Annotated in this window: 24 protein-coding genes; 16 read left to right on the top strand and 8 right to left on the bottom strand. The window is 54.2% G+C overall.

Annotation, left to right across the window (positions count from 1 at the left end; genetic code table 11):
- The first annotated feature begins 5 nt into the window (after window positions 1-5).
- The 13 genes from flgG (at window position 6) to cheW (ending at window position 14,040) form a co-directional block, all read left to right on the top strand.
- The gene (gene flgG / locus AC6I7Z_RS17275; protein WP_497815095.1) at window positions 6-788 is read left to right on the top strand and encodes a flagellar basal-body rod protein FlgG; all 783 of its coding nucleotides are present in this window, start codon (window positions 6-8) and stop codon (window positions 786-788) included.
- A gap of 55 nt (window positions 789-843) precedes the next feature.
- Window positions 844-1,575, top strand: coding sequence for a flagellar basal body L-ring protein FlgH (locus AC6I7Z_RS17270; RefSeq protein ID WP_497815094.1), 732 nt, complete (start codon window positions 844-846; stop codon window positions 1,573-1,575).
- Between the two features lie 10 nt (window positions 1,576-1,585).
- A complete protein-coding gene (locus tag AC6I7Z_RS17265; RefSeq protein ID WP_497815093.1) occupies window positions 1,586-2,707 on the top strand; it encodes a flagellar basal body P-ring protein FlgI in 1,122 nt (373 codons plus the stop codon).
- Window positions 2,707-3,672, top strand: a complete 966-nt coding sequence (gene flgJ, locus AC6I7Z_RS17260) for a flagellar assembly peptidoglycan hydrolase FlgJ (protein WP_497815092.1) — start codon at window positions 2,707-2,709, stop codon at window positions 3,670-3,672. The genes AC6I7Z_RS17265 and flgJ overlap by 1 nt, the downstream gene beginning before the upstream one ends.
- A gap of 90 nt (window positions 3,673-3,762) precedes the next feature.
- Window positions 3,763-5,406 carry a flagellar hook-associated protein FlgK gene (gene flgK, locus AC6I7Z_RS17255; RefSeq protein ID WP_497815091.1) on the top strand — a complete coding sequence of 548 codons (1,644 nt, stop codon included), beginning with the start codon at window positions 3,763-3,765 and terminating at the stop codon, window positions 5,404-5,406.
- A gap of 39 nt (window positions 5,407-5,445) precedes the next feature.
- A complete protein-coding gene (flgL, locus tag AC6I7Z_RS17250; protein WP_497815090.1) occupies window positions 5,446-6,369 on the top strand; it encodes a flagellar hook-associated protein FlgL in 924 nt (307 codons plus the stop codon).
- Between the two features lie 121 nt (window positions 6,370-6,490).
- On the top strand, window positions 6,491-8,128 hold the full coding sequence (locus AC6I7Z_RS17245) for a methyl-accepting chemotaxis protein (RefSeq protein WP_497815089.1): 1,638 nt from the start codon (window positions 6,491-6,493) through the stop codon (window positions 8,126-8,128).
- 178 nt (window positions 8,129-8,306) lie between these two features.
- Window positions 8,307-9,029, top strand: coding sequence for an RNA polymerase sigma factor FliA (locus tag AC6I7Z_RS17240; protein WP_497815088.1), 723 nt, complete (start codon window positions 8,307-8,309; stop codon window positions 9,027-9,029).
- Between the two features lie 70 nt (window positions 9,030-9,099).
- Window positions 9,100-9,552, top strand: coding sequence for a flagellar transcriptional regulator FlhD (flhD, locus tag AC6I7Z_RS17235; RefSeq protein ID WP_497815087.1), 453 nt, complete (start codon window positions 9,100-9,102; stop codon window positions 9,550-9,552).
- A gap of 73 nt (window positions 9,553-9,625) precedes the next feature.
- Window positions 9,626-10,516 carry a flagellar motor stator protein MotA gene (gene motA / locus AC6I7Z_RS17230; RefSeq protein WP_497815086.1) on the top strand — a complete coding sequence of 297 codons (891 nt, stop codon included), beginning with the start codon at window positions 9,626-9,628 and terminating at the stop codon, window positions 10,514-10,516.
- Window positions 10,513-11,496, top strand: coding sequence for a flagellar motor protein MotB (motB, locus tag AC6I7Z_RS17225; RefSeq protein ID WP_497815085.1), 984 nt, complete (start codon window positions 10,513-10,515; stop codon window positions 11,494-11,496). The genes motA and motB overlap by 4 nt, the downstream gene beginning before the upstream one ends.
- Window positions 11,483-13,504, top strand: coding sequence for a chemotaxis protein CheA (gene cheA, locus AC6I7Z_RS17220; protein ID WP_497815084.1), 2,022 nt, complete (start codon window positions 11,483-11,485; stop codon window positions 13,502-13,504). Before motB ends, cheA begins: the two co-directional genes overlap by 14 nt.
- Window positions 13,505-13,530: 26 nt before the next feature.
- Window positions 13,531-14,040, top strand: a complete 510-nt coding sequence (gene cheW, locus AC6I7Z_RS17215) for a chemotaxis protein CheW (protein WP_497815083.1) — start codon at window positions 13,531-13,533, stop codon at window positions 14,038-14,040.
- 175 nt (window positions 14,041-14,215) lie between these two features.
- Here the strand turns inward: cheW and AC6I7Z_RS17210 are convergent, their stop codons facing one another.
- Window positions 14,216-15,031, bottom strand: a complete 816-nt coding sequence (locus tag AC6I7Z_RS17210; protein WP_497815082.1) for a flagellin N-terminal helical domain-containing protein — start codon at window positions 15,029-15,031, stop codon at window positions 14,216-14,218.
- Window positions 15,032-15,464: 433 nt separating this feature from the next.
- Between AC6I7Z_RS17210 and fliD the strand changes: the two genes are divergently transcribed.
- The 3 genes from fliD to fliT are packed head-to-tail and all read left to right on the top strand — an operon-like array spanning window position 15,465 to window position 17,759.
- Window positions 15,465-16,955 (top strand): flagellar filament capping protein FliD, encoded by a 1,491-nt coding sequence (fliD, locus tag AC6I7Z_RS17205; protein WP_497815081.1) that lies wholly within the window; start codon window positions 15,465-15,467, stop codon window positions 16,953-16,955.
- Window positions 16,956-17,007: 52 nt separating this feature from the next.
- Window positions 17,008-17,412, top strand: a complete 405-nt coding sequence (gene fliS / locus AC6I7Z_RS17200) for a flagellar export chaperone FliS (protein WP_497815080.1) — start codon at window positions 17,008-17,010, stop codon at window positions 17,410-17,412.
- Window positions 17,409-17,759, top strand: coding sequence for a flagellar protein FliT (fliT, locus tag AC6I7Z_RS17195; RefSeq protein ID WP_497815079.1), 351 nt, complete (start codon window positions 17,409-17,411; stop codon window positions 17,757-17,759). Before fliS ends, fliT begins: the two co-directional genes overlap by 4 nt.
- Window positions 17,760-17,771: 12 nt before the next feature.
- Here fliT and AC6I7Z_RS17190 read toward each other — a convergent pair whose 3' ends face one another.
- The 7 genes from AC6I7Z_RS17190 to AC6I7Z_RS17160 form a co-directional block, all read right to left on the bottom strand.
- On the bottom strand, window positions 17,772-18,176 hold the full coding sequence (locus tag AC6I7Z_RS17190) for a flagellar protein FlhE (protein ID WP_497815078.1): 405 nt from the start codon (window positions 18,174-18,176) through the stop codon (window positions 17,772-17,774).
- Complete coding sequence (flhA, locus tag AC6I7Z_RS17185) at window positions 18,173-20,269, bottom strand: flagellar biosynthesis protein FlhA (protein ID WP_497815077.1); 2,097 nt, start codon at window positions 20,267-20,269, stop codon at window positions 18,173-18,175. The genes AC6I7Z_RS17190 and flhA overlap by 4 nt, the downstream gene beginning before the upstream one ends.
- Window positions 20,269-21,414: a flagellar biosynthesis protein FlhB gene (gene flhB, locus AC6I7Z_RS17180; protein ID WP_497815076.1), complete on the bottom strand. Its 1,146-nt coding sequence runs from the start codon at window positions 21,412-21,414 to the stop codon at window positions 20,269-20,271. The genes flhA and flhB overlap by 1 nt, the downstream gene beginning before the upstream one ends.
- A gap of 37 nt (window positions 21,415-21,451) precedes the next feature.
- Window positions 21,452-22,093, bottom strand: coding sequence for a protein phosphatase CheZ (cheZ, locus tag AC6I7Z_RS17175; protein WP_497815075.1), 642 nt, complete (start codon window positions 22,091-22,093; stop codon window positions 21,452-21,454).
- Between the two features lie 4 nt (window positions 22,094-22,097).
- Window positions 22,098-22,487, bottom strand: coding sequence for a chemotaxis response regulator CheY (gene cheY / locus AC6I7Z_RS17170; protein WP_497815074.1), 390 nt, complete (start codon window positions 22,485-22,487; stop codon window positions 22,098-22,100).
- 87 nt (window positions 22,488-22,574) lie between these two features.
- Window positions 22,575-23,621: a protein-glutamate methylesterase/protein-glutamine glutaminase gene (locus AC6I7Z_RS17165; protein ID WP_497815073.1), complete on the bottom strand. Its 1,047-nt coding sequence runs from the start codon at window positions 23,619-23,621 to the stop codon at window positions 22,575-22,577.
- Window positions 23,618-24,472: a CheR family methyltransferase gene (locus tag AC6I7Z_RS17160; protein ID WP_497815072.1), complete on the bottom strand. Its 855-nt coding sequence runs from the start codon at window positions 24,470-24,472 to the stop codon at window positions 23,618-23,620. Before AC6I7Z_RS17160 ends, AC6I7Z_RS17165 begins: the two co-directional genes overlap by 4 nt.
- Between the last annotated feature and the right edge of the window lie 148 nt (window positions 24,473-24,620).

Below are 24,620 nucleotides of genomic sequence, written 5' to 3'. Positions count from 1 at the left end.
TTACTATGATCCGCTCTTTATGGATTGCTAAAACCGGTCTGGAGGCGCAGCAGACCAATATGGATGTGATATCCAACAACCTGGCCAACGTCAGCACCAACGGCTATAAACGCCAGCGGGCGGTGTTTGAAGACCTGCTTTATCAAACGCTACGCCAGCCTGGCGCGCAGTCATCCGAGCAGACCACCATTCCCTCTGGTTTACAGATTGGTACCGGCGTGCGCCCTATTGCCACCGAGCGTATCCATAGCCAGGGCAGCCTGACGCAAACCAACAATAGTAAAGACGTTGCGATCCAGGGAGGCGGCTTTTTCCAGATCCAGCTGCCGGATGGCACCACCGCCTATACGCGCGATGGCTCATTTCAGTTCGATCAGAATGGTCAGCTGGTGACCTCCAGCGGCTATCCGGTTCAGCCGGCGATCACTATTCCCCAGGATGCTCAGGCTCTCACCATCGGCAACGACGGGATTGTCAGCGTCACGCTGCCGGGCCAGACGGCGCCGCAGCAGGTAGGGCAGCTAACGGTCACCACCTTTATCAATGAGTCGGGACTGGAGAGCATTGGTGAGAACCTCTATCGCGAAACCCAGTCCTCCGGCGCGCCGAATGAGACCACGCCTGGCCTGAACGGCGGCGGCACGCTCAGGCAAGGCTACGTAGAGACCTCCAACGTCAACGTAGCGGAAGAGCTGGTGAGCATGATCCAGACGCAGCGCGCCTATGAGATCAACAGTAAGGCCGTTTCCACATCCGATCAGATGCTACAGCGGTTATCGAATCTTTAAGCCTGACCGCGGCGCGCCTGACGTCAGCCGCGGCTTTCTCCATATCGGTTATCACATGATCAACAAGCCTGGCTGCGCGAAGACTCCGTTCGCGCCTGTTCATATTCTCTATTCACTCCGCACGCTGACGCTGGCGCTGCTGCTGGGCGGCTGTGCGTATATCCCGCATAAGCCGCTGGTAAGCGGCGAAACCACGGCCGAGCCGACGCCGGTTATGCCGGCGGAGCTTAACGGGTCGATATTTCAGGCGGGCCAGGCGATGAACTATGGCTATCAGCCGATGTTTGAAGATCGGCGACCGCGCAATGTCGGCGATATTTTAACCATCGTGCTGCAGGAAAATGTCAGCGCCAGCAAAAGTTCTTCGGCAAACGCCACGCGCGGCGCATCAGGCTCTCTTGCCTTTGATGCCACGCCGCGGTTTCTGGCCGGACTCTTTGGCGGCGACCGCGCCAATACCGCGATCTCTGGAAAAAATGATTTTTCCGGCAAAGGCGGCGCCGCCGCGAAAAATACCTTTAGCGGCACGCTCACCGTCACGGTGAAAAAAGTCCTGGTCAACGGCAACTTGCTGGTCGTCGGCGAGAAGCAGATCGAAATAAATCAAGGGACCGAGTTTATCCGCTTCTCCGGGGTAGTGAACCCGCGCACCATCAGCGGCAGCAACACCGTTATGTCAACGCAGGTGGCTGATGCGCGCATCGAGTATGTCGGCAACGGATATATCAACGAGGCGCAGCAGATGGGCTGGCTGCAGCGCCTTTTCCTTAATCTTTCTCCCTTTTAATACGGCGATCATGAAAACCGCACTTTTGTTACGTTTCTTGCGTCTGTTTTGCCTTGGCCTGACGCTCACCACACCGCTCCTGGCGCACGCCGAGCGCATTCGCGATTTAACCTCGGTACAGGGCGTGCGCAGCAACTCGCTGATTGGCTACGGTCTGGTGGTCGGGCTGGATGGCACCGGCGACCAGACCATGCAGACGCCTTTTACCACGCAAAGTCTGAGCAATATGCTGTCACAGCTTGGCATTACGGTGCCGAGCGGCACCAATATGCAGCTGAAGAACGTGGCGGCGGTCATGGTGACGGCCGATCTGCCCGCCTTTTCCCGCGTCGGCGACAGAATTGACGTGGTGGTCTCGTCAATGGGCAATGCGAAGAGTCTGCGCGGCGGCACGCTGCTTATGACGCCGCTGAAAGGCGTCGACAACCAGATTTACGCGCTGGCGCAGGGCAATCTGCTGGTTACCGGCGCAGGCGCGCAGGCGGGCGGCAGCCGCGTGCAGGTCAATCAGCTCAACGGCGCGCGCATCAGCGGCGGCGCGACGGTCGAGCGGGAAGTGGCGATGAACTTTGCGGGCGAAAATGTGCTGAGACTGCAGCTGAACGATGAAGATTTCTCGGTCGCGCAGCAGATCAGCGATGAGATCAATCGCCGCTTTGGGGCTACCACCGCCGTTGCGGAAGATGCGCGCGTTATCCGTCTCTATGCGCCGCAGGATAGTGCTGCGCGGGTACGCTTCCTGGCGACGGTGCAGAATCTTCAGGTCAATGCGGGCGCAGGGGATGCCAGAGTGATCATTAACTCGCGCACCGGCTCCGTGGTGATGAACCGCCACGTTAAGCTCGACGCCTGCGCGGTAGCCCAGGGCGACCTGACGGTGGAGGTGTCACGTAATAATCAGGTGAGTCAGCCAGACACGCCGCTGGCGGGCGGGCAAACGGTGGTGACGTCCAGTACCCAGGTTGCCGTGCGCGCAGGAGGCGGTTCGCTACAGCGGGTGAATACCAGCGCCGATCTGAATAATGTGGTGCGCGCGCTCAACAATCTGGGGGCGACCCCTAACGATCTCATGTCGATCCTTGAGTCGATGAAAAGCGCGGGTTGCCTGCACGCTCGTCTGGAGACCAATTAATGAGCGCGCCTGTTCTACCCGGCGGCGCGGCGTTTGACCTGCATAACCTTGACGCCCTGAAGCTGGCGGCGAAACGCTCGCAGCAGCAGGGGCTAAAAGCGGCGGCGCAGCAGATGGAAGGGCTGTTCGTGCAGATGATGCTGAAAAGTATGCGCGACGCCTCGTTTAAAGGCGGACTGTTTGATAATCAGCAGTCGCAGATGTTCACCTCGCTTTACGATCAGCAGATATCACAGGATATTGCCGCGCAGGGCAAGCTGGGATTCGCTGACCTGATCACCCGGCAGGCGCAGGGCGCAGAGAAACCGGCCAGCGCGCAGCATCAGGCGGAGCCGCTGATTTCGCCGCTTATCGCCAGTGCGATGCAGCACGCGGCGGCGGGGCGGCTTTCGCAAGGGCAGCGTGACGCGCAGTCGGGCGTGGCGGCGGCGCATGATGCGGCGTCGCCAGAGAGCGAAGCCTTTATCTCTCGCCTGATGCTACCCGCCAGAGAGGCGGCACAGCAGAGCGGAATACCGCATCAGCTGATTATTGCTCAGGCGGCGCTGGAATCGGGCTGGGGCAACCGCGAAATTCTCAACCAACAGGGTAAACCGAGTCACAACTTATTTGGGATTAAGGCTACGCCCGACTGGAAGGGGGAAACGACATCGATTCTTACTACAGAATATATCAACGGCGTGGCAACAAAAGTTAAAGCTGCATTCAGAGTTTATAAAAGTTATGCAGAGGCCCTGACCGATTACGCCCGCTTTATTAGCCGTAATCCGCGATACCAGCATGTTATAAAAAGTGAATCAGTGGAAAAAGCCGCACAGGCTTTACAGGCCAGCGGTTATGCATCCGATCCTGATTATGCTAACAAGTTAATAAATATTGTAAGGCATGTTGAGAATAATATCGCCAAAGGCGCGGGGAAATATAAAAAGTCATTCGACTCGCTATTTTTAGCCTCTGGCATTTGAGTTTTTCTCTAAACTCACGATAGATGAAAAGGAGATGAAACTTTCCGGCCAGCGTGCGCCTTGCCGAATATTAACGAGGTTGGTAGGACAATGAATTTATTTAATATCGCCCAAAGCGGTTTGAGCGCCGCTCAGTCGGCTCTCAATGTCGTGGGTAATAACTTAAGCAACGCGATGACGACCGGCTATAGCCGTCAGGAAATTATGCTAGGTGAAGCAGGCGGTAGAACAACGCAATACGGTTTTTTTGGTTACGGCGTACAGACCGACGATGTTAAACGCTGCTATGACAGCTTTTTAAATAATCAGGTCCGTAGCGCGACGTCGCAGTTTCAGGCGCTGGACGGCCGCTACGAGCAGCTTAGCCAGGTTGACGATATGCTCGGCGACGATACCAATAATCTTTCCGTTACGATGGGCAATATTTTCGGCGCCATGGAGAAAATGAGCAGCGATCCCGTCAGCCCGGCCGCGCGACAGGAAGTGTTGTCGCAGTTCAAGGCGATTGCGAACCAGTATCAGAGCAACAGCAGCACCCTGAACGGGCTGGAAAAAAGCACCAACACCAAAATTAGCCAGACCGTTGACGACATTAACGCCTACGCCAAACAGCTCGCCTCGCTGAACGATCAGATTGCTAAAGTGAATGCAGGAAGCGGCAACCTGCCTGCGGACCTGCTCGATCAGCGCGATCAGCTCCTGAGCCAGCTTAGCGGCCTGACCAGCATCAAGGTGAATGAAAACAGCAGCACCGGACGCGTGGATGTCACCCTGGCTAACGGCCTGTCGCTGGTCAACGGCGACAGCGTCTGCGAACTCAAAGCGCATGCCGCGGCAGATAATCCCAATAAAACCGTGGTCTCTTACATCGATGCCGCTGGCAACGACATGCTGCTCGACGAAGACAAGATGAGCGGCGGGACGCTGGGCGGCCTGTTTAAATTCCGTAACAGCGATCTCACCGACGCGCGCAACCAGCTCAACCAGCTCGCTCTGCAAATGGCCAATAAATTCAACGAGGTGAATAAAGGCGGCTATGACCGGGACGGCAACGCGGGCGAGGATATTTTCTCGATTGCCGATCCGCAGGCGCTGGCAAATACCGGCAACCAGGGCGACGCGGCGCTGGCGATCTCCCGCAGCGATATGGCGAAAATCAATGCTGAAGATTACACCCTGACCTTTAACGGCCCCGCCAGCACCGACTGGAGCGTGACCACCCGCGATGGCCGCACGGTGACGCCAACCGTCGGTGATGACGGCTCGCTGAGCTTTGAGGGGGTCACGGTCACGCCGCAGGGCACGCCGCAGGCCAACGACAGCTTTGTCTTTAACCCGGTGTCGGGCGCGGCAGATTCCATTAGCGTGGCGATTACCGATGGCGATCAGATCGCCGCATCCAGTTCAGACAATATCGATGACGTCAGCAATAACGAAAACATCAAGAAGATGATCGATATTAAAAATGAACAGGTTATCGGTAAATCCACCCTGAGCGAAGCTTACGCCAGCCTGGTCAGTTCGGTGGGCTCTTCTATGACGTCGTTAAATTCCGGCCGCACGACCGCCGCCGGCGTGGCGTCGCAGTGGGAAGAGCAGCAGCAGTCGGTTTCCGGCGTCGACATCAACGAAGAATATATCAATCTGCAAATGTATACGCAGTATTACCAGGCAAACTCTCAGGTACTGCAAACGGCAACGACCCTGTTCGACACCATACTCAGCATTAAGTAGCGGTAGCGGCCACGACTATTTATTGAAAAGGATAAAGCGATGCGCCTGAGTACTCACTATATGTACCAGCATAATATCGAGAGCATTTCCAAAGCGATGGCCAGCGGAAATGATATTTACACCCGTCTCTCATCGGGACAAACGCTGCTCAAACCTTCGGACGATCCCGCCGGTGCGTCGCAGGCGGTGACCTGGCAAACGGCATTGGCCGATATGAACCAATACGACACGGCCAGAACCTATGCGCAGGATGCGCTGGGCCAGGAAGATAATACTCTGAGCAGTATCAGTAATATCCTGACCGGCAATCTCTCCACCAAGATTGTGGCAGGCGGTAATGGCGCCTACTCCGATCAGGATCGGCAGGCGCTGGCGACAGAGCTTAGCGGCATTCGCGACAGCCTGCGTGATTTAGGCAACACGCAAAACAGCAGCGGTCGCTACATCTTTTCCGGCTACAAAACCGGCACGGCGCCTTTTGCCGAGGATGGCAGCTACCAGGGTGGTGACACGGCGATGACGCAAAAAGTAGCCGACAGCGTTGAAATGCAGGTAGGCCACACTGGATCGGCGCTATTTATGAGCGGCACGGACGATGATTTGCTGGCGTCGATCGATAAAGCGGTAGAGGCGCTGAACAAGCCCGTAACCAACGATGACGATCGCCAGGCGCTAAAAGATACGCTCGATAGCGTCAACAGAACCTTGAAGCACAATATTGATAACGTGGGGAAAATTCAGGCGCAGGTCGGTACCAATATGCAACAGCTGGAATCGCTTGGTGTGAGTTCTGATACGCAGAAGATCGCTATTGAGTCGCGTTTACAGGAAACAGTAGGGTCCGATCCTAATACGCAAATTAGCCTTATTTCGCAGTCGAAAATGTCGGAATTTGCGCTGAGTTCGTCCATGACGGTATTTCAGACCATGCAAAAGATGTCGATTTTTAACTTTATAAGTTAACCGTATTGTTAAAGAGCATATCTTTAATATGGGTTTTAATAACTATCTTTATAAATAATTCATGATTGTCTTAGGGAGATTCGGGTTAAAAATGTTAAAGAATGTGAGAATTTCGACAGGGATGAATATCCTGATGATCGTTTTTATGGCTTTCATTATAACCATCTCTCTTTTCACCTTAACCAGCGCTAATCGTTTTGACAGTGAACTTAAGTTTGCTGTGGCAATCGCAAAAGAGCGTCAGACGCTAAATAACGCTTCCAGCGATCTGCTTAATGCTGCTGGGCTGGTAATGATGAACCGAGTAAACAGTAACGCTGCAAGCCACATCATCGGTGAAGGGGCGCTGGAAAATATTACGCACTTAATAAACAGCTCAAGCGCGAATTTTAAAGCGTTCTCTAATTTGCCTGAGCTATCTCCGGCAGAGAGCGCGCAGGCGGAGCACCTTTATAAAGCCTATAACAACCTGATGCGGTTTATCGTAAAAGAAAAAGATGCGCTAACCAATACAAACGCCAGCCAGGCTAATCTTGTAGAGTTAGAGAAAAAAGCCTACCAGCTGAATGATGATCTTAATGTTCAAAGCAACGCTTATAGCGAGGTCCTGAACAGTCTGCTTAAGTCACATATGTTAGCCGCGAACGGAAAGAATACGGGCATGATTTATACCGCCTGCCTGATTATGATCGTTTCCGTTATGCTTATCATTCTGGCTCGCGTATGGCTAAATCGCACGCTGTTTAAGCGCCTGGAACAGGCTAAAGCAAACTTTGCCATGATTGCCTCCGGCGACCTGAGCAAAAAGGTTGAAACAGGCGCTCTCGATGAAATCGGTGAGATGTTATACGCCCTGTGCCAGATGCGTCTCTCCCTGAGCGCGACGATTGCAGATATTCGCTCCGGCGTATCCAGTATCTTCGGCAGCGCCCAGGAGATGGCCAGCAGTAATAACGATCTCTCATCTCGCACGGAACAGCAGGCTTCCGCTCTGCAACAGACCGCAGCCAGCATGGAAGAGCTGAAAATCACCGTGCGGCAGAATGCGGATAACGCCCACAGCGCCAAACAGCTGGTCGAAGGCGCCAGCAGCAGCGCGAAAAAAGGCGGTAGCGTCATGGTCAATCTGGACAATATCATGCGCGAAATCACGGAGAACTCGCGTCAGATTGCAGACATCAACGGCGTAATTGACAGTATTGCCAACCAGACCAACATTCTGGCGCTGAACGCAGCGGTCGAGGCGGCTCGCGCTGGCGAACAGGGCCGTGGATTTGCCGTGGTAGCCGGTGAAGTGCGCAGTCTGGCAAAACGCAGCGCAGACGCGGCAAAAGAGATTCGCCAGTTGATCAACGTTTGTGTCGCCAATATGAATACCGGGTCACAGGAAGTGGAACAGGCCGGTATGGCCATGGACGAGGTGGTGAAGTCGGTAACGCAGGTGACTGACATCATGGCAGAAATCACCTCGGCTTCAGATGAGCAAAGCACGGGCATCAACCAGATTGCCCAGGCGGTCAACGAGATGGATTCGGTGACGCAGCAGAATGCCAGCATGGTCGAGCAGGCCGCAAACGTTGCGCATAGCGTCGAAGAGCATGCGCGCGACCTGGAGAGTGTGGTTTCAATGTTCTCTCTGCAAAAAGATTTGAACATAAGTAAGCTCAGCGAAATCAAATCCAAAAAAATGAAAACGCCTGCCGCGAACGAACATGTTTCTGGTCAAAATAAAAATGAGGACGACTGGGTTAGTTTTTGACTCTGATCTTCGTTAAATGAAAAATAAACAACAGCCTAATGCTGTTGTTTATTTTTTGGCGTCGGAGGGAAAAGGCGTAGGACGAAGTAACTCTATTTATTTCCGCTTATCACACTATTTGATTGAGCATTAATCGATAATAATGGCGTTCTTTCTTACTGTGCTGGAATAACTTATCTTGGAAGGGATTTATACCTCGGAAGGTATTATTGATAAAAATGCACTGTGGTTAAAATATCGTTATTGGGTACGCAGGGAAGCGTTAAATTTACAGGCAAGATTGCCTGCCTGCGTAGAACTTGACGATCTTATTCAGGCTGGCGTTCTCGGTTTACTCAGTGCGATAGATAATTACGATGCGAAAAAAGGCATCGCGCTCAGTACCTATCTTGGCCAGCGCGTTCGCTGGGCGATGATCGACGAGCTGCGTGAGCGCGACTGGGTGCCCAGGCGCGTACGCAGTAATTCTCGCCAGCTTTCTGCCGCTATCCAGCGGATTGAGCAGGAAACGGGCATGCCCGCCGCCGAGGCGGATATCGCCAAAGCGATGGGCGTCTCTCTGGCGCAATATCAGTCGATGCTGGCTGAAAGCAATATCAGTCAGATCTATTCGTTAGATGAGCTTCAGGAAGAGTATGGCGACAGCTTTGAACAGCCAGACAGCATACATGAAGCGTTAAATCCACTAAATGAAACGCTCTTTTCACGACTGACAACGCAAATCAGCCAGGAAATAAAAAACCTGCCTGAGCGGGAACAGCTGCTACTTAATCTCTACTATCAGCAAGAGCTGAATATGAAAGAAGTCAGCTATATTCTTGGCGTGACCGAAACGCGAGTTAGCCAGCTTCATAGCCAGACGATTAAACGTTTACGCGCGCGATTAGATTTACATAACTAGCCTGTTTATTGCGCCTGGAGTACTCAGGGTACCGGTACGCTAAAAATAAGGCAGGAGATAATAAGCAACTATGAATATGATCCAGACAGGGATGAGCAGCTACGAAGAACGGATGCAGAGCATTTATGTATTAAATCTCTCTTATTTATTGCTTGCTCAGCGCCTGATAAAAGAGGACCGCTATGCGGCCAGCTTTTCGCTTGGCATGAGTGATGAGCTTATTGATATTGTGAGGGACTTATCGCTGCCGCAGCTAATACGGCTGGGGTCAATTGACCGGCTTATTTGCCAGCTACGTATTGATGATGAAAAAATCCTCGGTTCGGTGACAAAAAGCTCTCGGCTTGATGCGCTGCAGGGCGTTCACACCGGCATAATCTTATCAACTCGCCTGCTTAACGCAGTAGAAGCAAAAGAGAGCGAGCCTCTGACATCTGGCTTAACCAGCGGCGCGTCGCGCGTGGCCAAAAATAGTGTACCGCTTAATCAAAACGCTTCTGACGTTCTGGCCGCAAGCGCGTAATTATGCCGCGGCCAGATCATCACATCCTGTTTTTACGTGTGTTTAAGAGCCTGTTAATAGTAAAGAGGTGACTGTGCTTGTCGTTTTGGGCTATATCGTTGTATTTTCGGCAGTTATAGGCGGGTTTGCGTTATCAGGCGGTGAATTAGGCGCGCTTTTTCAACCCACCGAGCTGCTAATTATCGGAGGAGCGGGCGTCGGCGCTTTTATTGTCGGTAATAACGCGAAAGCGATAAAGGCAACGCTAAAAGCGCTGCCGCTGCTGTTTAAAGGGGCGCGTTACAATAAAGCGGCTTATCTGGATACGCTTTCCCTGCTTTATTTATTGCTGACGAAGGGGCGGCAGAACGGCATGATGTCGCTTGAGGCGGAAATAGAAGACCCTCAGAACAGCGCTATTTTCACCCGTTATCCTCGCCTGTTAGGCGATCCTGTCATTATGAGCTTTATCGTCGATTATCTGCGCCTGATGATTAGCGGTAACACCAGCGCCTTTGAGATTGAAGCGCTGATTGATGAAGAAATCGAGACGGTTGAGCATGAGGCAGAAATGCCAGCGGATAGCCTTAACGCCCTGGGCGACGGGTTTCCCGCGTTTGGTATCGTCGCCGCTGTTATGGGGGTGGTCAATGCGCTTGCGTCAGCCGACCGTCCCGCCGCCGAACTGGGCGAACTGATTGCGCACGCTATGGTGGGAACCTTTTTAGGGATTCTGCTGGCCTACGGCTTTATTTCTCCGCTTGCCGCACTGCTGCGCCAGAAAAGCGATGAGCAAGCCAAAATGTTATTTTGCATTAAGGCGGTGCTGCTGTCGGCGATTAACGGCTCTGCGCCGCAAATCGCTATCGAGTTTGGTCGTAAAACGCTCTATTCAAGCCTCAGGCCGACCTTTTATGAACTGGAAGAGCATATTCGCCAGGTGAAATCCTCAGCGCAGGGTGCGGCGGCGGAAGCAAGTTCATGAGCAAGAAAAACCACAGCGTCATTGTGGTCCGCAAGAAGAAAGGCAATAAGCATGGCGGCCATCACGGCGGCTCATGGAAAATTGCCTACGCCGACTTTATGACGGCCATGATGGCATTTTTTTTGGTGATGTGGCTGCTCTCATCTTCCACGCCCGAAACGCGCGAGCAGATTGCCGAATATTTTAAAATGCCGCTGAGCGTGGCGCTGGCGCACGGTAATAAGTCGAGCCTGAGCAGCAGCGTAATTCCGGGCGGCGGCGATAATGTGATCAAGCAAGATGGCGAAGAGCTGAAAAAGACGCTCGATAAGCTGGATAAGAAAAAGAAAAATGATGAGAGTCTGCACGGCCTGCTCGCAAAACTGCAAAGCCTGATCCAGCAGGATCCACGTCTTAGTAATTTTCAGTCCAACCTGCGCCTCTCTTTAACCGATAACGGATTGCTGATCCAAATCACCGATAGCCAGGATCGCCCGATGTTCAAAATAGGGAGCCGCGAGCCTGAACCCTATATGCGCGCCATTTTGCAGGCGCTGGCGCCGGCGTTAAATGAGCTGCCGAACCGCATTACCCTTTCTGGTCACACCGACTCCTTGCCCTATGCAGGCGGTGATGCCGCTTATAGCAACTGGGAGCTCTCTGCCGATCGCGCTAACGCGTCGCGTCGCGCCCTGATCAGCGGTGGGCTATCGGCCGGGAAGCTTTTGCGCGTTATCGGTATGGCTGACAGCGTTAGCGTTGAGAGCGCCGACCAGGATAATCCGCTCAATCGTCGCATAACTATTCTTGTGCACAGCAAAACCAAAGAGAATGAAATTCTGAGAGAAGATGCGTTGTTAAATAAATTAACGTCGACGCCTGAAAACGCCCGCCTGAAATCGCAGCTGAAAATCCGGCCTTCTGATGCGAATCACCCTGGTCGGCCGCTTAAGGCAGTAGAAAAAAACCTGGAGCAAACGGGAAAAGATGGACATAACTGATTTTTATCAAACTTTTTTCGACGAGGCTGATGAGTTGCTGGCGGATATGGAAAAGCATCTGCTGGATTTAGACTTTCTTTCTCCCGATAAAGATCTGCTCAATGCAATATTTCGTGCCGCCCACTCTATTAAGGGCGGAGCGGGTACCTTTGGTTTTACCATTCTGCAAGAAACAACGCATATTCTGGAAAATTTACTGGATGCAGCCCGCTGTGGTGAATTAACGCTTACCGCGGACATTATTAATTTGTTTCTTGAGAGTAAAGATATTATGCAAGAGCAACTGGACGCGTATAAATCCTCGCAGGAACCGGACAGTGAAAGTTTTCACTATATTTGCCAGGCGCTGCGTCAGATAGCGCTGGAAAATCGCGCCGAGAACACGACTGCGACTGAAAGCGTTCAGGTCGCCCCGCCCGTTGAGCCAGAGCCAGAAGCCGCTCCAGCGGCGACCGGGCTTAATGCGGCACCACAGGCTGAGAGTGCGTCGCTTCTGGTCTCTCTGCTGCGTCTCAAAGAAGAAGATAAAGCGCCGCTGACTGAGGAGCTGGCCAATTTAGGCGCGATCATTAGCCAGCAGCAGCAGGCCGATCGGCTGGACGTGACGCTGCGCACCACGGCGACCGCCGAAGAGATTACCGCCGTGATGTGCTTTGTGCTGGAGCCGCAGCAAATCGTTATTGCCGCCGCACCGCACGCCGAAGCAGAGATGGCAGACACTGCGGAGACGGCGTCCACTCCGATGCCAGCACGCTCGGCGCCTGCGCCGGCGCGCTCCTCGGCCTCCAGAACGAAGCCGACGGCCAAAGCCGCCGCCAGCGAAAGCGGCAGTATTCGCGTGGTGGTCGACAAGGTCGATCAGATCATCAACCTGGTGGGCGAACTGATTATTACGCAGGCGATACTGACGCAGCTAACTTCGCGGCTCGATCCTTCACAGCATGACGCGCTGATCAACAGCGTGGCCCAGCTGGAGCGCAACGCGCGCGATCTGCAAGAGTCGGTGATGTCGATAAGAATGATGCCGATGGAGTACGTGTTCAGCCGCTTCCCTCGGCTGGTGCATGATTTGGCGGGAAAACTCAATAAAGACGTTGAGCTGACGCTGCACGGCGGTTCGGCCGAGCTGGACAAGAGCCTGATTGAAAAAATTATCGATCCCCTGACGCACCTGGTGCGCAACAGCCTCGACCACGGCATTGAACCGGTTGAGGTGCGACGCGCCAAAGGCAAGGCGGAAAAGGGCAACCTTATCCTCTCCGCCGAGCATCACGGCGGCAACATCGTGATTGAAGTGACCGATGACGGGGCTGGCCTGAATCGCGAAAAAATTCTCGCCAGAGCCCAGGCGCAAGGGTTGCCCGTTAGCGAAACGATGAGCGATGAAGAGGTCTGGATGCTGATCTTCGCGCCGGGATTTTCCACGGCGGAAAAGGTGACGGATGTGTCGGGGCGTGGCGTCGGGATGGACGTGGTAAGGCGAAACATTCAGGAGATGGGCGGCTATGTTGAGATCCGCTCTGAACAGGATAAGGGCTCGACCATTCGTATTATCCTGCCGCTGACGCTGGCGATCCTGGACGGCATGTCCGTGCGCGTGGGGGACGAGATTTATGTCCTTCCTTTAGGCACCGTTATGGAGTCGCGCATTCCTTCCGAAAAAGCGCTCTATCGTATGGCGGGTAATGAAATGATGTTGCAGGTGCGCGAAGAGTACCTGCCGCTGGTAGAGCTGCGCAAGGTCTTTGACCTGCCTGGCGCGACGGAGGAGGTTACTGAAGGTATTGCCGTTATCGTGCAGAGCGCGGGCTGCCGTTACGCCTTGCTGGTTGATCAACTGGTGGGCCAACATCAGGTGGTAGTGAAAAACCTTGAGCTTAATTATCGCAAAGTGCCCGGCATTTCAGCGGCGACGATTCTTGGCGATGGCAGCGTGGCGCTGATCCTGGATGTCGCCGTGCTGGCGTCGCTGGCAAAAGATAAGCGTCAGACGCAAAAGGCGCATTAACAGCACTCTCTCTTAAGGTGAAAACGATGAATCAAACAGGTTCGGAAAATAAAATTGCCGGCGATATTGCGGGTCATGATTACCTTGTATTCAGGCTGGGCGAAGAAGAGTACGGTATCGATATTCTTAAAGTACAGGAGATCCGCAGCTGTGAGCGGGTCACCCGCATCGCTAACTCGCCAGACTTTATTGCTGGCGTCACTAATCTGCGCGGCGTAATTGTACCCATTGTCGATCTGCGCGTTAAATTTTGCCTGAATGCGGCGAGCTTTGACGATAATACCGTGGTGATTGTGCTTAATTTTGGTCATCGCGTTGTCGGGATTATTGTTGACGGTGTCTCTGATGTATTAACGCTGGCTGCCGATCAGATCCGGCCCGCTCCCGATTTTTCGGTGACGCTTTCCACGGAATATTTACAAGGGCTCGGTTCTGTTGATGACAGAATGCTTATTCTTGTCGATATCGAAAAGCTGCTGAATAGCGAAGAGATGGAACTGGTCGAGCAGAGCGCCACGCTGGCATCCTGTTCTTAATTCGCTTTCTCGTTATCAGGCTCGCGCAGGCGAGCCTGATTTTTTTTGCCCGCTTCTCTGCCGCTTTGAAGGCTGAGTAAGGCGGGTGGAATACGATGGGGCAGGCGAACCGGGCAGGCATCAGGTAAAAAAAAAGCCCGACCAGCAGGTCGGGCTGAAACTACAGTCAGTGCGATTAACGCAGCAGAGAGAGGACGTTCTGCGGAACCTGGTTAGCCTGCGCCAGTACGGTGGTACCAGCAGACTGCAGAATGTTCGCGCGGCTCATGTTAGAGACCTCGGTAGCGAAGTCCGCATCCTGAATACGTGAACGTGATTCAGACAGGTTATTCACGGTGCTGTTCAGGTTGTTGATCACTGAGTCAAAGCGGTTCTGGGCGGCACCCAGGCTAGAGCGCAGTGAGTCAACCTGCGACAGCGCAGTATCGACGGTCTTCAGCAGTGCGTCGCTGTCGGTAGCTGAGGTGACGTCAAATTTGTCCATACCCAGCGTTGTGGAGTCCATCTGGCTCAGCTGGATATCGATGGTCTGGTCGTCGTTGGCGCCAACCTGGATGCTCAGCGTCTGGTCGGTGCTCAGCACTTTCACGCCGTTGAATTCGGTCTGTGAAGAGATGCGGTCGATTTCAGACAGGCGCTGTTTGATTTCATCCTGGATAGATTTTTTATCGCTGTCGGAGTTAGTGCCGTTTTTCGCCTGTACGGTCAAACGACGAATGTTTTGCAGGTTGTCGTTCACCTCGTTCAGCGCGCCTTCAGTGGTCTGCGCGATAGAGATACCGTCGTTGGCGTTGCGAGAAGCCTGAGTCAGACCGTTGATGCTGGAGGTGAAGCGGTTACTGATCGCCTGACCCGCGGCGTCATCTTTCGCACTGTTGATACGCAGGCCTGAAGAGAGACGCTGAATAGCGGTTCCCAGTGAAGACTGAGAGCGGTTCAGGTTATTCTGAGCCATCAGGCTGAGTGAGTTTGTATTAATGACCTGTGCCATCTTAATTTCCTCTTTGCATGAGTAAGTATTTAATGGGTTATGCGTCGTTGTCTCGCATAATAATAACTATCGGGGCTTTCCCATTCTTCTGAAGTTATTTTTTTCACGAAATGTTCTTTTGATTAAAAAGTAATCTATCGGTCTCTGGCGTAATAAGGAGGGAGAAATGCGGTGGGTGAGGTTATTGCCGGCGTATATGTTTCGTTCTGGTTAATTTATCAGGCTTGCATCTCTGGCTATGCGAGATTTCTTCACAATCCCCCATGGAATGCCATATCTCTTTTTGCTGGGGAAGATTGCCATACGTTAACTGAATAATTGATGGGTTAAATTTACATTGAGCGCAGATAATATTTATCAACGCTCATTTATTTTTTCTCTCTCGCGCCGATAAATTATAGAGAGAATATTTTTTACCGTTAAGGAGACACTAATGGCGGCAATTTCAACCTCTTTTTCAGCAATGGGCATCGGTACGGGCGGTATCGATACCGCCAGCATGCTGACGCAGTTACAAAGCGCCGAGCAGCTGCGTCTGACCCCCTATCAGTCGCTGCAGACCGGTTATAAAAACAAAATCTCTTCCTGGGGAAATATCTCTAGCCTGATGACCAAGCTGCAGGCTTCCGTGAAGAAGCTGAACGGCGAAGCCTTTAACACGCTGACGGTCAGCACAAATACCAGCTTTACTGCGACCGCAACCGACAAAGCGAGCGCCGATGCGCACTCGGTGACTGTTGAGCAGCTCGCCACGGCGCACAAGATGCGGACAAAAGGGTTCAGCAGCGCGGATGAGCAGCTCGGCACCCAGACCAGTAAAGAGGCGACCCGCACCATTACCATTCAGCAGGGTGACGGCAAGCCGATGACCATTGAGCTGAAGGACGATCAGACCTCGCTGAACCAGATCGCCAAGGCGATCAACAAGCAGGACGGCAGCGTCTCGGCCTCGGTGCAGCGCAACAGCGACGGTGATTATCAGCTGATGCTGAGCTCGAAAAAAACCGGTACAGAAGGTGAAATGAGCGTCAGCGTTGAGGGCGACAGCGATCTGGCTGCGATACTGAATACCAGCCACGGCGGCAAAGTAGAAGGTAACGCCGATAGCCAGACGGATGCGATGAGCCAGGTAACGGCAGCGCAGGATGCGAAGCTGAACGTGGATGGCACCGAATACAGCCGCGCCAGCAATAACGTTAACGACATCATCGAGGGTGTCACGCTGAGCCTGAACTCCGTCACAAAAGATCAACAGCCGGAACAGCTGACCCTGACCGTCGATACCAAGGCGATCAAAACCACGCTGCAGGATTTCGTGAAGCAGTACAATGCGCTGCTGTCGGAAACCTCGGCCGACAGCAAATATGTGGCGGCGGACACCAGCGGCTTGAGTTCTGATGATGTCGCCACCCAAAGCAGCGCCAGCGGCGCGTTGATGGGCGACGCCACGCTGCGCGGCATGGTCAGCGAGATCCGCTCCACGGTAAACGGCTGGTACGGCGACGCCAACAGCAACGATACCACCTACGGCGCGCTGGCGGATTTGGGAATTACCATCGATGCGCAGAGCGGTCAGATGACCCTGAGCGAAAATAAACTGGACGACGCGATCGCCGCCGATCCCGATGCTATCGGCAAAATGTTTAAAGGCAGCGGCGATACGCAAGGGCTGGCCGGCACGCTAGGATCGGTGCTCAGCAAATACGCCGGTGATACCGACACCAAAACCGACGGCATTATCAAAACCGCAACGGATAACCTGAACAGCCAGCTGAAAAGCATCGGCACGCAGATTGATAAAACGCAGGCGCTGATCGATTCTCAGGTCAATCGCTACAAGCTGCAGTTCCAGAACCTCGACAGCGTCATGTCAAAGCTTAACGGCATGAGCAGCTCGATTACCTCGCTGATGTCTTCACTTTAATGTTTACCGATGAACAGGGCGCTCTACCCTGTTCATCTTTCAGGAGATGGTTATGTATTACCACCAGGGTTCGCAGGCTTACGCCACAATCTCTCTGGAAAGCAAACTGGCCGGTGCCACGCCATATCAGCTGATCGCCATGCTCTTCGACGGCGCGCGCAGCGCGATACTACGCGCCAAAATCTATCTTGAAGAGGGCAACGTCGCCAAACGCGGCGAGATGATTTCAAAGGCGATTAATATTGTCGACAACGGTCTGCGTGCCGCGCTGGATCATGAGAAGGGGCAGCAGATCGCAGCCGATCTTGAGCGTCTTTATGACTATATTTCCCGGCTGCTGATGCAGGCCAATCTGCATCACGATCTCAGCAAGCTGGAGCAGGCGGAGAAACTGCTTACCGACATTGCAGACGTCTGGGATGAGATCGCCCCGCATAAGCAGGCAGGTCAATCATGAGCGCGCTATCTCCTGTCGCCGCTTCCACGCTTTTGCCGCTAAGCCACGAGCTGCTTGAACTCTCCAGACAGGAAGAGTGGGATCGCTTTTCGACGCGGTCAGAAGCCTATCTTACCGCGCTGGCGTCGCTGATCGCGGCTGTACAGCAAACAAGCTGCGCCGTCACCAGACAGGCACAGCTTGACCTGTTGCAGCAGCTACAGGCGAATGATGAAGAGATCGCACAGCGGTTACAGGCGCGTCTGACAACGCTCAGCGAGACGATGAGCCGCCTTCAACAGAGTAAAAAGTGCAGTCAGGACTACGCTGCGCAGATGCCTCGCCCCCTTTTCCCTTTCGGCCGTTGAGGGGGCTACGGCTCAAATCGACCTGTAGTTAAGCGTCAGCCGATTACTCACTACCTGTAACGCAGGGGCCAGCACGCCCCGACTCTCCACGGAATAGACAAAACGGAATGTCTCGCGAGGCGACAGGGCGACCGACACGCGCAGTTCGCCGGACAGGCTCGTCAGCGGAAAACAGATACTTGAGGTGCAGAGCTTGATGCGCAGGCCTGGCGGTGGCGGGCTGAGCAGCTCAACGCGCCAGGCGAAGCGCGTTACCGCCGCTGAGGCGGGCAGGGTACCCGACGCGCTCAGCGGCCGGCTGACTAAAATCTGATTGCCAACGCTGACGCTGCCACCCACGCTGCTGGTGCTCCAGCTGCCGCTGGTCGCCTGCCCAGCCAGCGTAACGAATAACAGGGTTAACGGCAGATATTTCACTGCGCACCTCCCAGGGTAGAGATCATATGCACGGTGCGATCGGGGCTGATTTCATAGTTAGAGAGCACCACCAGCTGCGGATAAACCCGACGCAAAAAGCGTGACAGCATCAGGCGTAGCGGCTGATTTACCAGCAGCACCGGCGCCGCGCCCTGTGCGTTTTGCCTGCGGATCGCCTGACCGGTTTGCTCCACGAGCTTCTCAGCAATGCCCGGCTCCAGCGCGCTGTTATTCTGCGTTGCCTGAATCAGCAGGCTTTCCAGCTGCGGAGCGAGACCAATCACCTCGATATCAGGCTGGCTGCCGAACCACTGATGGGTAATGGCGCGTCCCAGTTTAATACGCACCTGCGCGGTCAGCTCATCGGCGTCGCTGTGCGGTCCGGCATGTTCAGCCAGCGTATCGATAATGGTGCGGACATCACGTATGGAGATTCGCTCCGCCAGCAGGTTTTGCAGCACTTTGTGGAACAGCGACAGTGAAATCGTGCCGGGAATAAAATCTTCGACCAGCTTCGGCATCTCTTTAGTGAGGCGCTCCAGCAGCTGCTGTGTCTCCTGACGGCTGAACAGCTCGTCGGTATGCATCTCGATCAGATGGTTGAGATGGGTCGCAATCACGGAAGCGGGATCGACCACCGTGTAGCCCATGGTTTGCGCGCGCTCGCGCAGCACTCCGTCAATCCATATCGCCGGCAGGTTAAAAGCGGGGTCGAGGCCTGGCAGGCCATCCAGCTCCCCTTCGGCGCAGCCGGGATCGATAGCCATCCAGCGCTCAGGATTGACCTCGCCGCTGCCAATCTCAACGCCTTTCAGCATAATGCGATAGGCGGTGGGCTTGAGATCGAGGTTGTCGCAGATATGAATCGCAGGCGGCAGGAAGCCCATTTTTTGCGCGAATTTCTTCCGAATACCGCGAATGCGCGTCAGCAACTGTCCATCCTGGATTTTATCCACCATCGGGATCAGGCGATAACCTACCTCCAGCGCCAGCACATCCTCCAGCTCTACATCGGCCCAGGAGGCGTCGGCGGTCTGCGCTGCCTCGCTAAGCGCGCGGTTTTCCTGGCTGGCGCTGGTTTTAATGACGGATGATTCATTCATCTGCTGGCCTCGTAACCACCAGGCGAGGCCCAGCAGCACCGTGGTAAACAGCAGAAAAACCAGATTAGGCATGCCGGGGATAATACCCAGCAGGCCAATGACGCCTGCGGCGAGCAGCATCACGCGCGGATTGTTAAACAGCTGGCCAACCATCTGTTCGCCCACGTCGGTCTCGGTCGAGACGCGCGTAACGATAACGCCCGCCGCCGTTGAGATAATCAGCGCCGGTATCTGCGCCACCAGGCCATCGCCGATGGTCAGCAGGGTGTAGGTTTGCGCCGCATCGGCGAATGAGAGGTCGTGCTGCACGATACCGATGACCAGCCCGCCGATAATGTTAATCGCCATAATTAACAGTCCGGCGATGGCATCGCCGCGTACAAACTTACTGGCGCCGTCCATCGAGCCGTAGAAGTCTGCTTCCTGGGTCACATCGCGGCGGCGACGTTTCGCTTCTTCTTCACCAATCAGGCCGGCGTTAAGATCGGCATCGATTGCCATCTGTTTACCCGGCATTCCGTCAAGTACGAAGCGAGCGCCTACTTCAGCGATACGTCCCGCGCCCTTTGTGATCACCATAAAGTTAATAATGATTAAGATGGCGAACACGATGATGCCGATCGCAAAATTGCCGCCCACCAGAAAATGGCCGAAGGCTTCCACTACGTGGCCTGCGGCGGTGGCGCCCGTGTGGCCTTTCATCAGAATAATGCGCGTCGATGCGATATTCAGCGCCAGACGGAGCAGGGTCGAAAACAGCAGCACGATCGGAAAGGAGGAGAAATCCAGCGTGTTCTGCGTGAACATCGCCACCAGCAATATCATCAGGGAAAGCACGATATTAAAGGTGAAGAGCATATCCAGCATAAAGGCTGGCAGGGGCAGTACCATCATGGCCAGAATCATCATGATCAATACCGGACCAGCCAGAATTTGCCATTGCGTCTTTTTCAGATCGGGTAAACGTAATTTAGTGGTTAGATTAGCCATTACTCTTGGCCCTCAGGGGCGAAATCCAGTGCCGGCGGCACAGAAAGGTTTTCAGGTTTTTTCGGCTTATTGCCGCCTGCTTTACGCCAGCGACGCAGGCTATAGACCCATGCAAGCACTTCAGCAACCACGTTGTAGAGCTCGGCCGGTATCTGTTCGCCAATATCGCAATGGCGGTAGAGCGCGCGCGCCAGCGGCGGCGCTTCTAACATAGGTATCTGACATTCCTGTCCTTTCTCGCGAATGCGCAGCGCAATCTCCCCTGCGCCTTTCGCCAGTACGACCGGCGCCGTCATCTTTCCCTCTTTCCAGCTGATAGCGACGGAGTAGTGCGTAGGGTTATTCACAATGACATCTGCCCGAGGGATATCGTCCATCATGCGGCTCTGCGCCAGTGCACGCTGCATCTGGCGAATACGCCCCTTAACATGCGGATCGCCTTCGCTCTGTTTAAATTCGTCGCGGATCTCCTGACGGCTCATGCGCAATTTTTTGATGTAGCTCATCAGCTGATAGAAGAGGTCATAGCCGACCATCGGCGCCAGCGCGACGATCACCACGAGCAGGCAGCGAGAAATCAGTTTCCCCGCATCGCTTAAGCCTTCTGCGAGCGATTCATCCACCAGCAAAATAAAATGCGCTTTGTTCAGGTAGAAATATAAGCCGCAGGCGCAGCCCACCAGCGCGGCTTTCATCAGGCTTTTCGCCAGCTCAGAAACCACCTGTAACGAGAACATGCGCCTGAAGCCGGAGAGAGGCGAAATACGCTTCAGATCCAGCTTCAGCGATTTAGTGCTGAAAAACAGGCCGCCGATCAGCGTGCTGGCGGCTATCGCGACGCAAAAAAGGCCCAGCAGCATCGGCAGCAGGGCTGTTAGCATGAGCGAGAGCAGCGCGCCGGTGCGGTGTAGCATGGTGGCGGTGTCCGTTACCATCAGCCGATCGAACACCAGCCCATCGTGCAGCAGCTGCGATAGCTGTTCGATGGTGTGCCTACCCGTCAGGGAGAGCAGCCCCCAGCCCGCCAGCAGCATCAGCCAGGAGGTCAGCTCTTTCGAGCGCGGGATATTGCCTTCCTCGCGCGCCTTTTGCCGTCGCTGGGGGGTGGGTTCTTCGGTTTTTTCTACGTCGCTCTCTTCAGACATAGGCCGCCCTGATGCGATATATCATCAGCTGCGGCGATCAGAAGCCGAGATCGGCCAGCAGATCGTCAACCTGATCCTGGGTGGCGACGACGCCCGCCTGGTTGTGGCAAATCTGCGGGCCGTTTTTCAGGCTGACCGGCTCTTCACTCTCAGAATCTGTCATGCCTGACATGTTCTCAACCAGCACCTGAATCAGCTCTTTCTCGATATTTTCAATCAACTGCATCATGCGGTTGACCACCTGGCCGGTGAGATCCTGAAAGTCCTGCGCCATCATAATCTCCATCAGCTCCGCGTTGGTCTGACTGGTCAGGTCAGGCACCTCGCGTAAAAACTGGCGGGTATCATTGACTAGCTCTTTCGCGATGGGCAGCTCGACTGGCTCTTCAAACCACGCATCCCAGCGTCCGGAGAGCTGCGTGGCCTCTTCATTCAGCCGATCCTGCAACGGCCGTGCCGCCTCCACGCAGGTCAACGCCCGGTCGGCGGCCTGAGAGGTTTTACTGACGATGTAGCTTAAACGGTCGCGCGTATCGGGAATGGCCTCCGCCGCATCCATAATGGCGCGATCCAGCCCAAGGCTGGTCATACTGTTGCGTAGCTGGCGCGTCAGATGACCGATGCGGGAAAAAATACTTTTGAAATTGTCCGTCGCAGGGTTATTCGCTTGCGTTTCCACGTGGTTACCACCCAATCTTTTCGAAAATTTTATTTAGCTTCTCTTCCAGAATCGCAGCGGTAAAAGGCTTGACCACATAGCCGCTCGCGCCAGCCTGAGCGGCGGCAATAATGTTTTCCTTTTTCGCCTCGGCGGTCACCATCAATACCGGCATGGTGCTCCAGTTGGGGTTATTGCGGATTTCCGTCAGCAGCTGCAGGCCGTCAATGTTCGGCATGTTCCAGTCGCTAATGACGAAATCGAAGGTAGCCTGCTGCAATTTGTTGAGCGCATCCTGGCCATCCTCCGCTTCCTCGACATTGTTGAAGCCAAGATCTTTCAGCAAATTACGTACAATACGGCGCATGGTGGCAAAATCGTCCACGACTAAAAAACGTAGGTTTTTATCAGCCATAAAATTGAGGTCCTGATTAAAGGTGCGCGGGTCGGGCGCGGTGGTTAATGAAAACAGGGCATAACAGAGAGCGGCGCGCTAAGCGGCCTAAATTCTCCGCGCCTGTCCGACGATATTTTTCAGTAGGGTTTGCGCAATCTTATCCAGATCGACAATATCGCTTACCGCGTTGAGCGCGACCGCTTCGCGTGGCATACCGTAAACCACGCAGGTGCGTTCGCTTTGCGCCAGCGTTCTTGCGCCCGCCTGATGCATTGCGAGCAGGCCCCTGGCGCCGTCATATCCCATGCCGGTGAGAATCGCTCCCACGGCGTTTTTGCCTGCCGCTTTAGCCACCGAGTTAAACAGCATATCGACGGATGGCCGGTGACGATTGATCGGGGGCGAATCGTTGAGCCTGACGTGGTAGTTGGCGCCGCTGCGATACAGCTCCATATGCCTGTCGCCTGGCGCGATATAGGCGTGCCCCGGCAGAACGCGTTCTCCATCCTCGCCTTCTTTCACCGTAATCTGGCAGATCTTGTCGAGTCGCTCGGCGAAGGAGTGGGTAAAGCCCGGCGGCATATGCTGGGCGATAACGATGCCGGGACAGGACGGCGGCATCGGCGTCAGCACCTGACGAATCGCCTCGGTGCCGCCGGTGGAAGCGCCGATGGCGATAATCTTTTCACTGCCGACCAGCGGGCTGGTAATGATTTTCGGCAGCGGCGCCTGGCGCTCGCGACGACGGATTTGCGCTCTGGCGGCCGTGCGGATCTTCTCTGCAATCAGCTCGCTATACTGCATCATGCCGTCCTGCAGGCCCATCTGCGGTTTAGTGACAAAATCGACCGCGCCCAGCTCCAGCGCGCTCAGGGTGATATCGGAGCCTTTGCTGGTCAGGGAGGAGATCATAATCACGGGCATGGGGCGCAGCCGCATCAGCCGCTCGAGGAAGTCGAGGCCGTCCATGCGCGGCATTTCAACATCCAGCGTCAGCACGTCTGGGTTATGCAGTTTGATCAGGTCGCGGGCGATAAGGGGATCGAGCGCGGTCGCCACCATCTCCATATCTGGCTGCTGATTGACAATGTTGGTCATAATATTGCGAATCAGAGCGGAGTCGTCGACGCAGAGTACTTTTATCTTGCTCATACCTTTTCCTTCGCCAGGCAATAGACCGACTGACCTTTCAGGCGGAAAGGGCTGTCCAGGTTGCTGAAATGCTCTGAATGACCAACAAACAGCAGTCCACCCGGCTTAAGCAGTTTCGCAAAGCGATTGAGCAGCCGAATCTGGGTTTTTTTATCAAAATAGATCATGACGTTTCGACAGAAGATCGCATCGAAAGGCGCCGGGATAGCCCATTCGGAGGCGACAAGATTAAGTTGCTGAAACTGCACGGCATTTTGCAGAATGCGGTTAACTTTCACCTGATCCTGCTGACCGGCGTCGCTGCGGCGCAGAAAATAGTTCTTCTTCTGCTCCTGGGTTAAGTTATTGATATCCGTCAGCCGATAGGTTCCACGGCGCGCCTTCTCCAGCACGTCTGTATCAATATCCGTAGCCAGCACGCGCGGTCCGATAATTGTCTGGCCTAGTACCTCATCCAGCGTCATGGCAATGGAATAGGCTTCTTCTCCCGTTGAGGCAGCGGTACACCAGACGTTATAACCCGCGCCGCGTAGACGCGCGTGCTCGGCCAGAACCGGGAAATGATAGGCTTCGCGAAAAAAGGAGGTTAAGTTTGTTGTCAGTGCGTTAATAAAAGGCTGCCATTCGCTATGGTTCGGCGAATTTTCGAGAATATGAAGATACTGGCTAAAATTATTTAGCTTCAGCGCGCGCAAGCGGGGCGCAAGACGATTATAAACCATATCTTTACGCTGGCTGGTAATGACTATGCCCGCCCGCTGATAAATTAGCTTTATGATTTTATTTAATTCTGGCTCGCTAAGCTGGCACTGTGTCTGAAGGATATTGAGCGTGCTGTTTCTTATCGTCATTAAATCGATCGCGCCATATAATTATACTATGTCGGTTAACCTGATATTCCGTTATTTTATTTAACAAACCAGCCTGCACCGGCAGCGCTGTGGCTTAACCGGTATGCAATATTGAATAACAGAATGTAACGCGCCATCCCAAATAGCG

Source organism: Pantoea sp. X-Soil-MYKO-1289, assembly GCF_059730625.1.
Note: the sequence above shows the minus strand (reverse complement) of the source record. Positions and strands in the feature narration are given on the sequence as shown.

Coding starts and splice junctions, on each gene's coding strand:
- flgG (WP_497815095.1), top strand. CDS start 6: ATGATCCGCTCTTTATGGATTGCTAAAACCGGTCTGGAGGCGCAGCAG.
- AC6I7Z_RS17270 (WP_497815094.1), top strand. CDS start 844: ATGATCAACAAGCCTGGCTGCGCGAAGACTCCGTTCGCGCCTGTTCAT.
- AC6I7Z_RS17265 (WP_497815093.1), top strand. CDS start 1,586: ATGAAAACCGCACTTTTGTTACGTTTCTTGCGTCTGTTTTGCCTTGGC.
- flgJ (WP_497815092.1), top strand. CDS start 2,707: ATGAGCGCGCCTGTTCTACCCGGCGGCGCGGCGTTTGACCTGCATAAC.
- flgK (WP_497815091.1), top strand. CDS start 3,763: ATGAATTTATTTAATATCGCCCAAAGCGGTTTGAGCGCCGCTCAGTCG.
- flgL (WP_497815090.1), top strand. CDS start 5,446: ATGCGCCTGAGTACTCACTATATGTACCAGCATAATATCGAGAGCATT.
- AC6I7Z_RS17245 (WP_497815089.1), top strand. CDS start 6,491: ATGAATATCCTGATGATCGTTTTTATGGCTTTCATTATAACCATCTCT.
- flhD (WP_497815087.1), top strand. CDS start 9,100: ATGAATATGATCCAGACAGGGATGAGCAGCTACGAAGAACGGATGCAG.
- motB (WP_497815085.1), top strand. CDS start 10,513: ATGAGCAAGAAAAACCACAGCGTCATTGTGGTCCGCAAGAAGAAAGGC.
- cheA (WP_497815084.1), top strand. CDS start 11,483: ATGGACATAACTGATTTTTATCAAACTTTTTTCGACGAGGCTGATGAG.
- cheW (WP_497815083.1), top strand. CDS start 13,531: ATGAATCAAACAGGTTCGGAAAATAAAATTGCCGGCGATATTGCGGGT.
- AC6I7Z_RS17210 (WP_497815082.1), bottom strand. CDS start 15,031: ATGGCACAGGTCATTAATACAAACTCACTCAGCCTGATGGCTCAGAAT.
- fliD (WP_497815081.1), top strand. CDS start 15,465: ATGGCGGCAATTTCAACCTCTTTTTCAGCAATGGGCATCGGTACGGGC.
- fliS (WP_497815080.1), top strand. CDS start 17,008: ATGTATTACCACCAGGGTTCGCAGGCTTACGCCACAATCTCTCTGGAA.
- fliT (WP_497815079.1), top strand. CDS start 17,409: ATGAGCGCGCTATCTCCTGTCGCCGCTTCCACGCTTTTGCCGCTAAGC.
- flhA (WP_497815077.1), bottom strand. CDS start 20,269: ATGGCTAATCTAACCACTAAATTACGTTTACCCGATCTGAAAAAGACG.
- flhB (WP_497815076.1), bottom strand. CDS start 21,414: ATGTCTGAAGAGAGCGACGTAGAAAAAACCGAAGAACCCACCCCCCAG.
- cheY (WP_497815074.1), bottom strand. CDS start 22,487: ATGGCTGATAAAAACCTACGTTTTTTAGTCGTGGACGATTTTGCCACC.
- AC6I7Z_RS17165 (WP_497815073.1), bottom strand. CDS start 23,621: ATGAGCAAGATAAAAGTACTCTGCGTCGACGACTCCGCTCTGATTCGC.
- AC6I7Z_RS17160 (WP_497815072.1), bottom strand. CDS start 24,472: ATGACGATAAGAAACAGCACGCTCAATATCCTTCAGACACAGTGCCAG.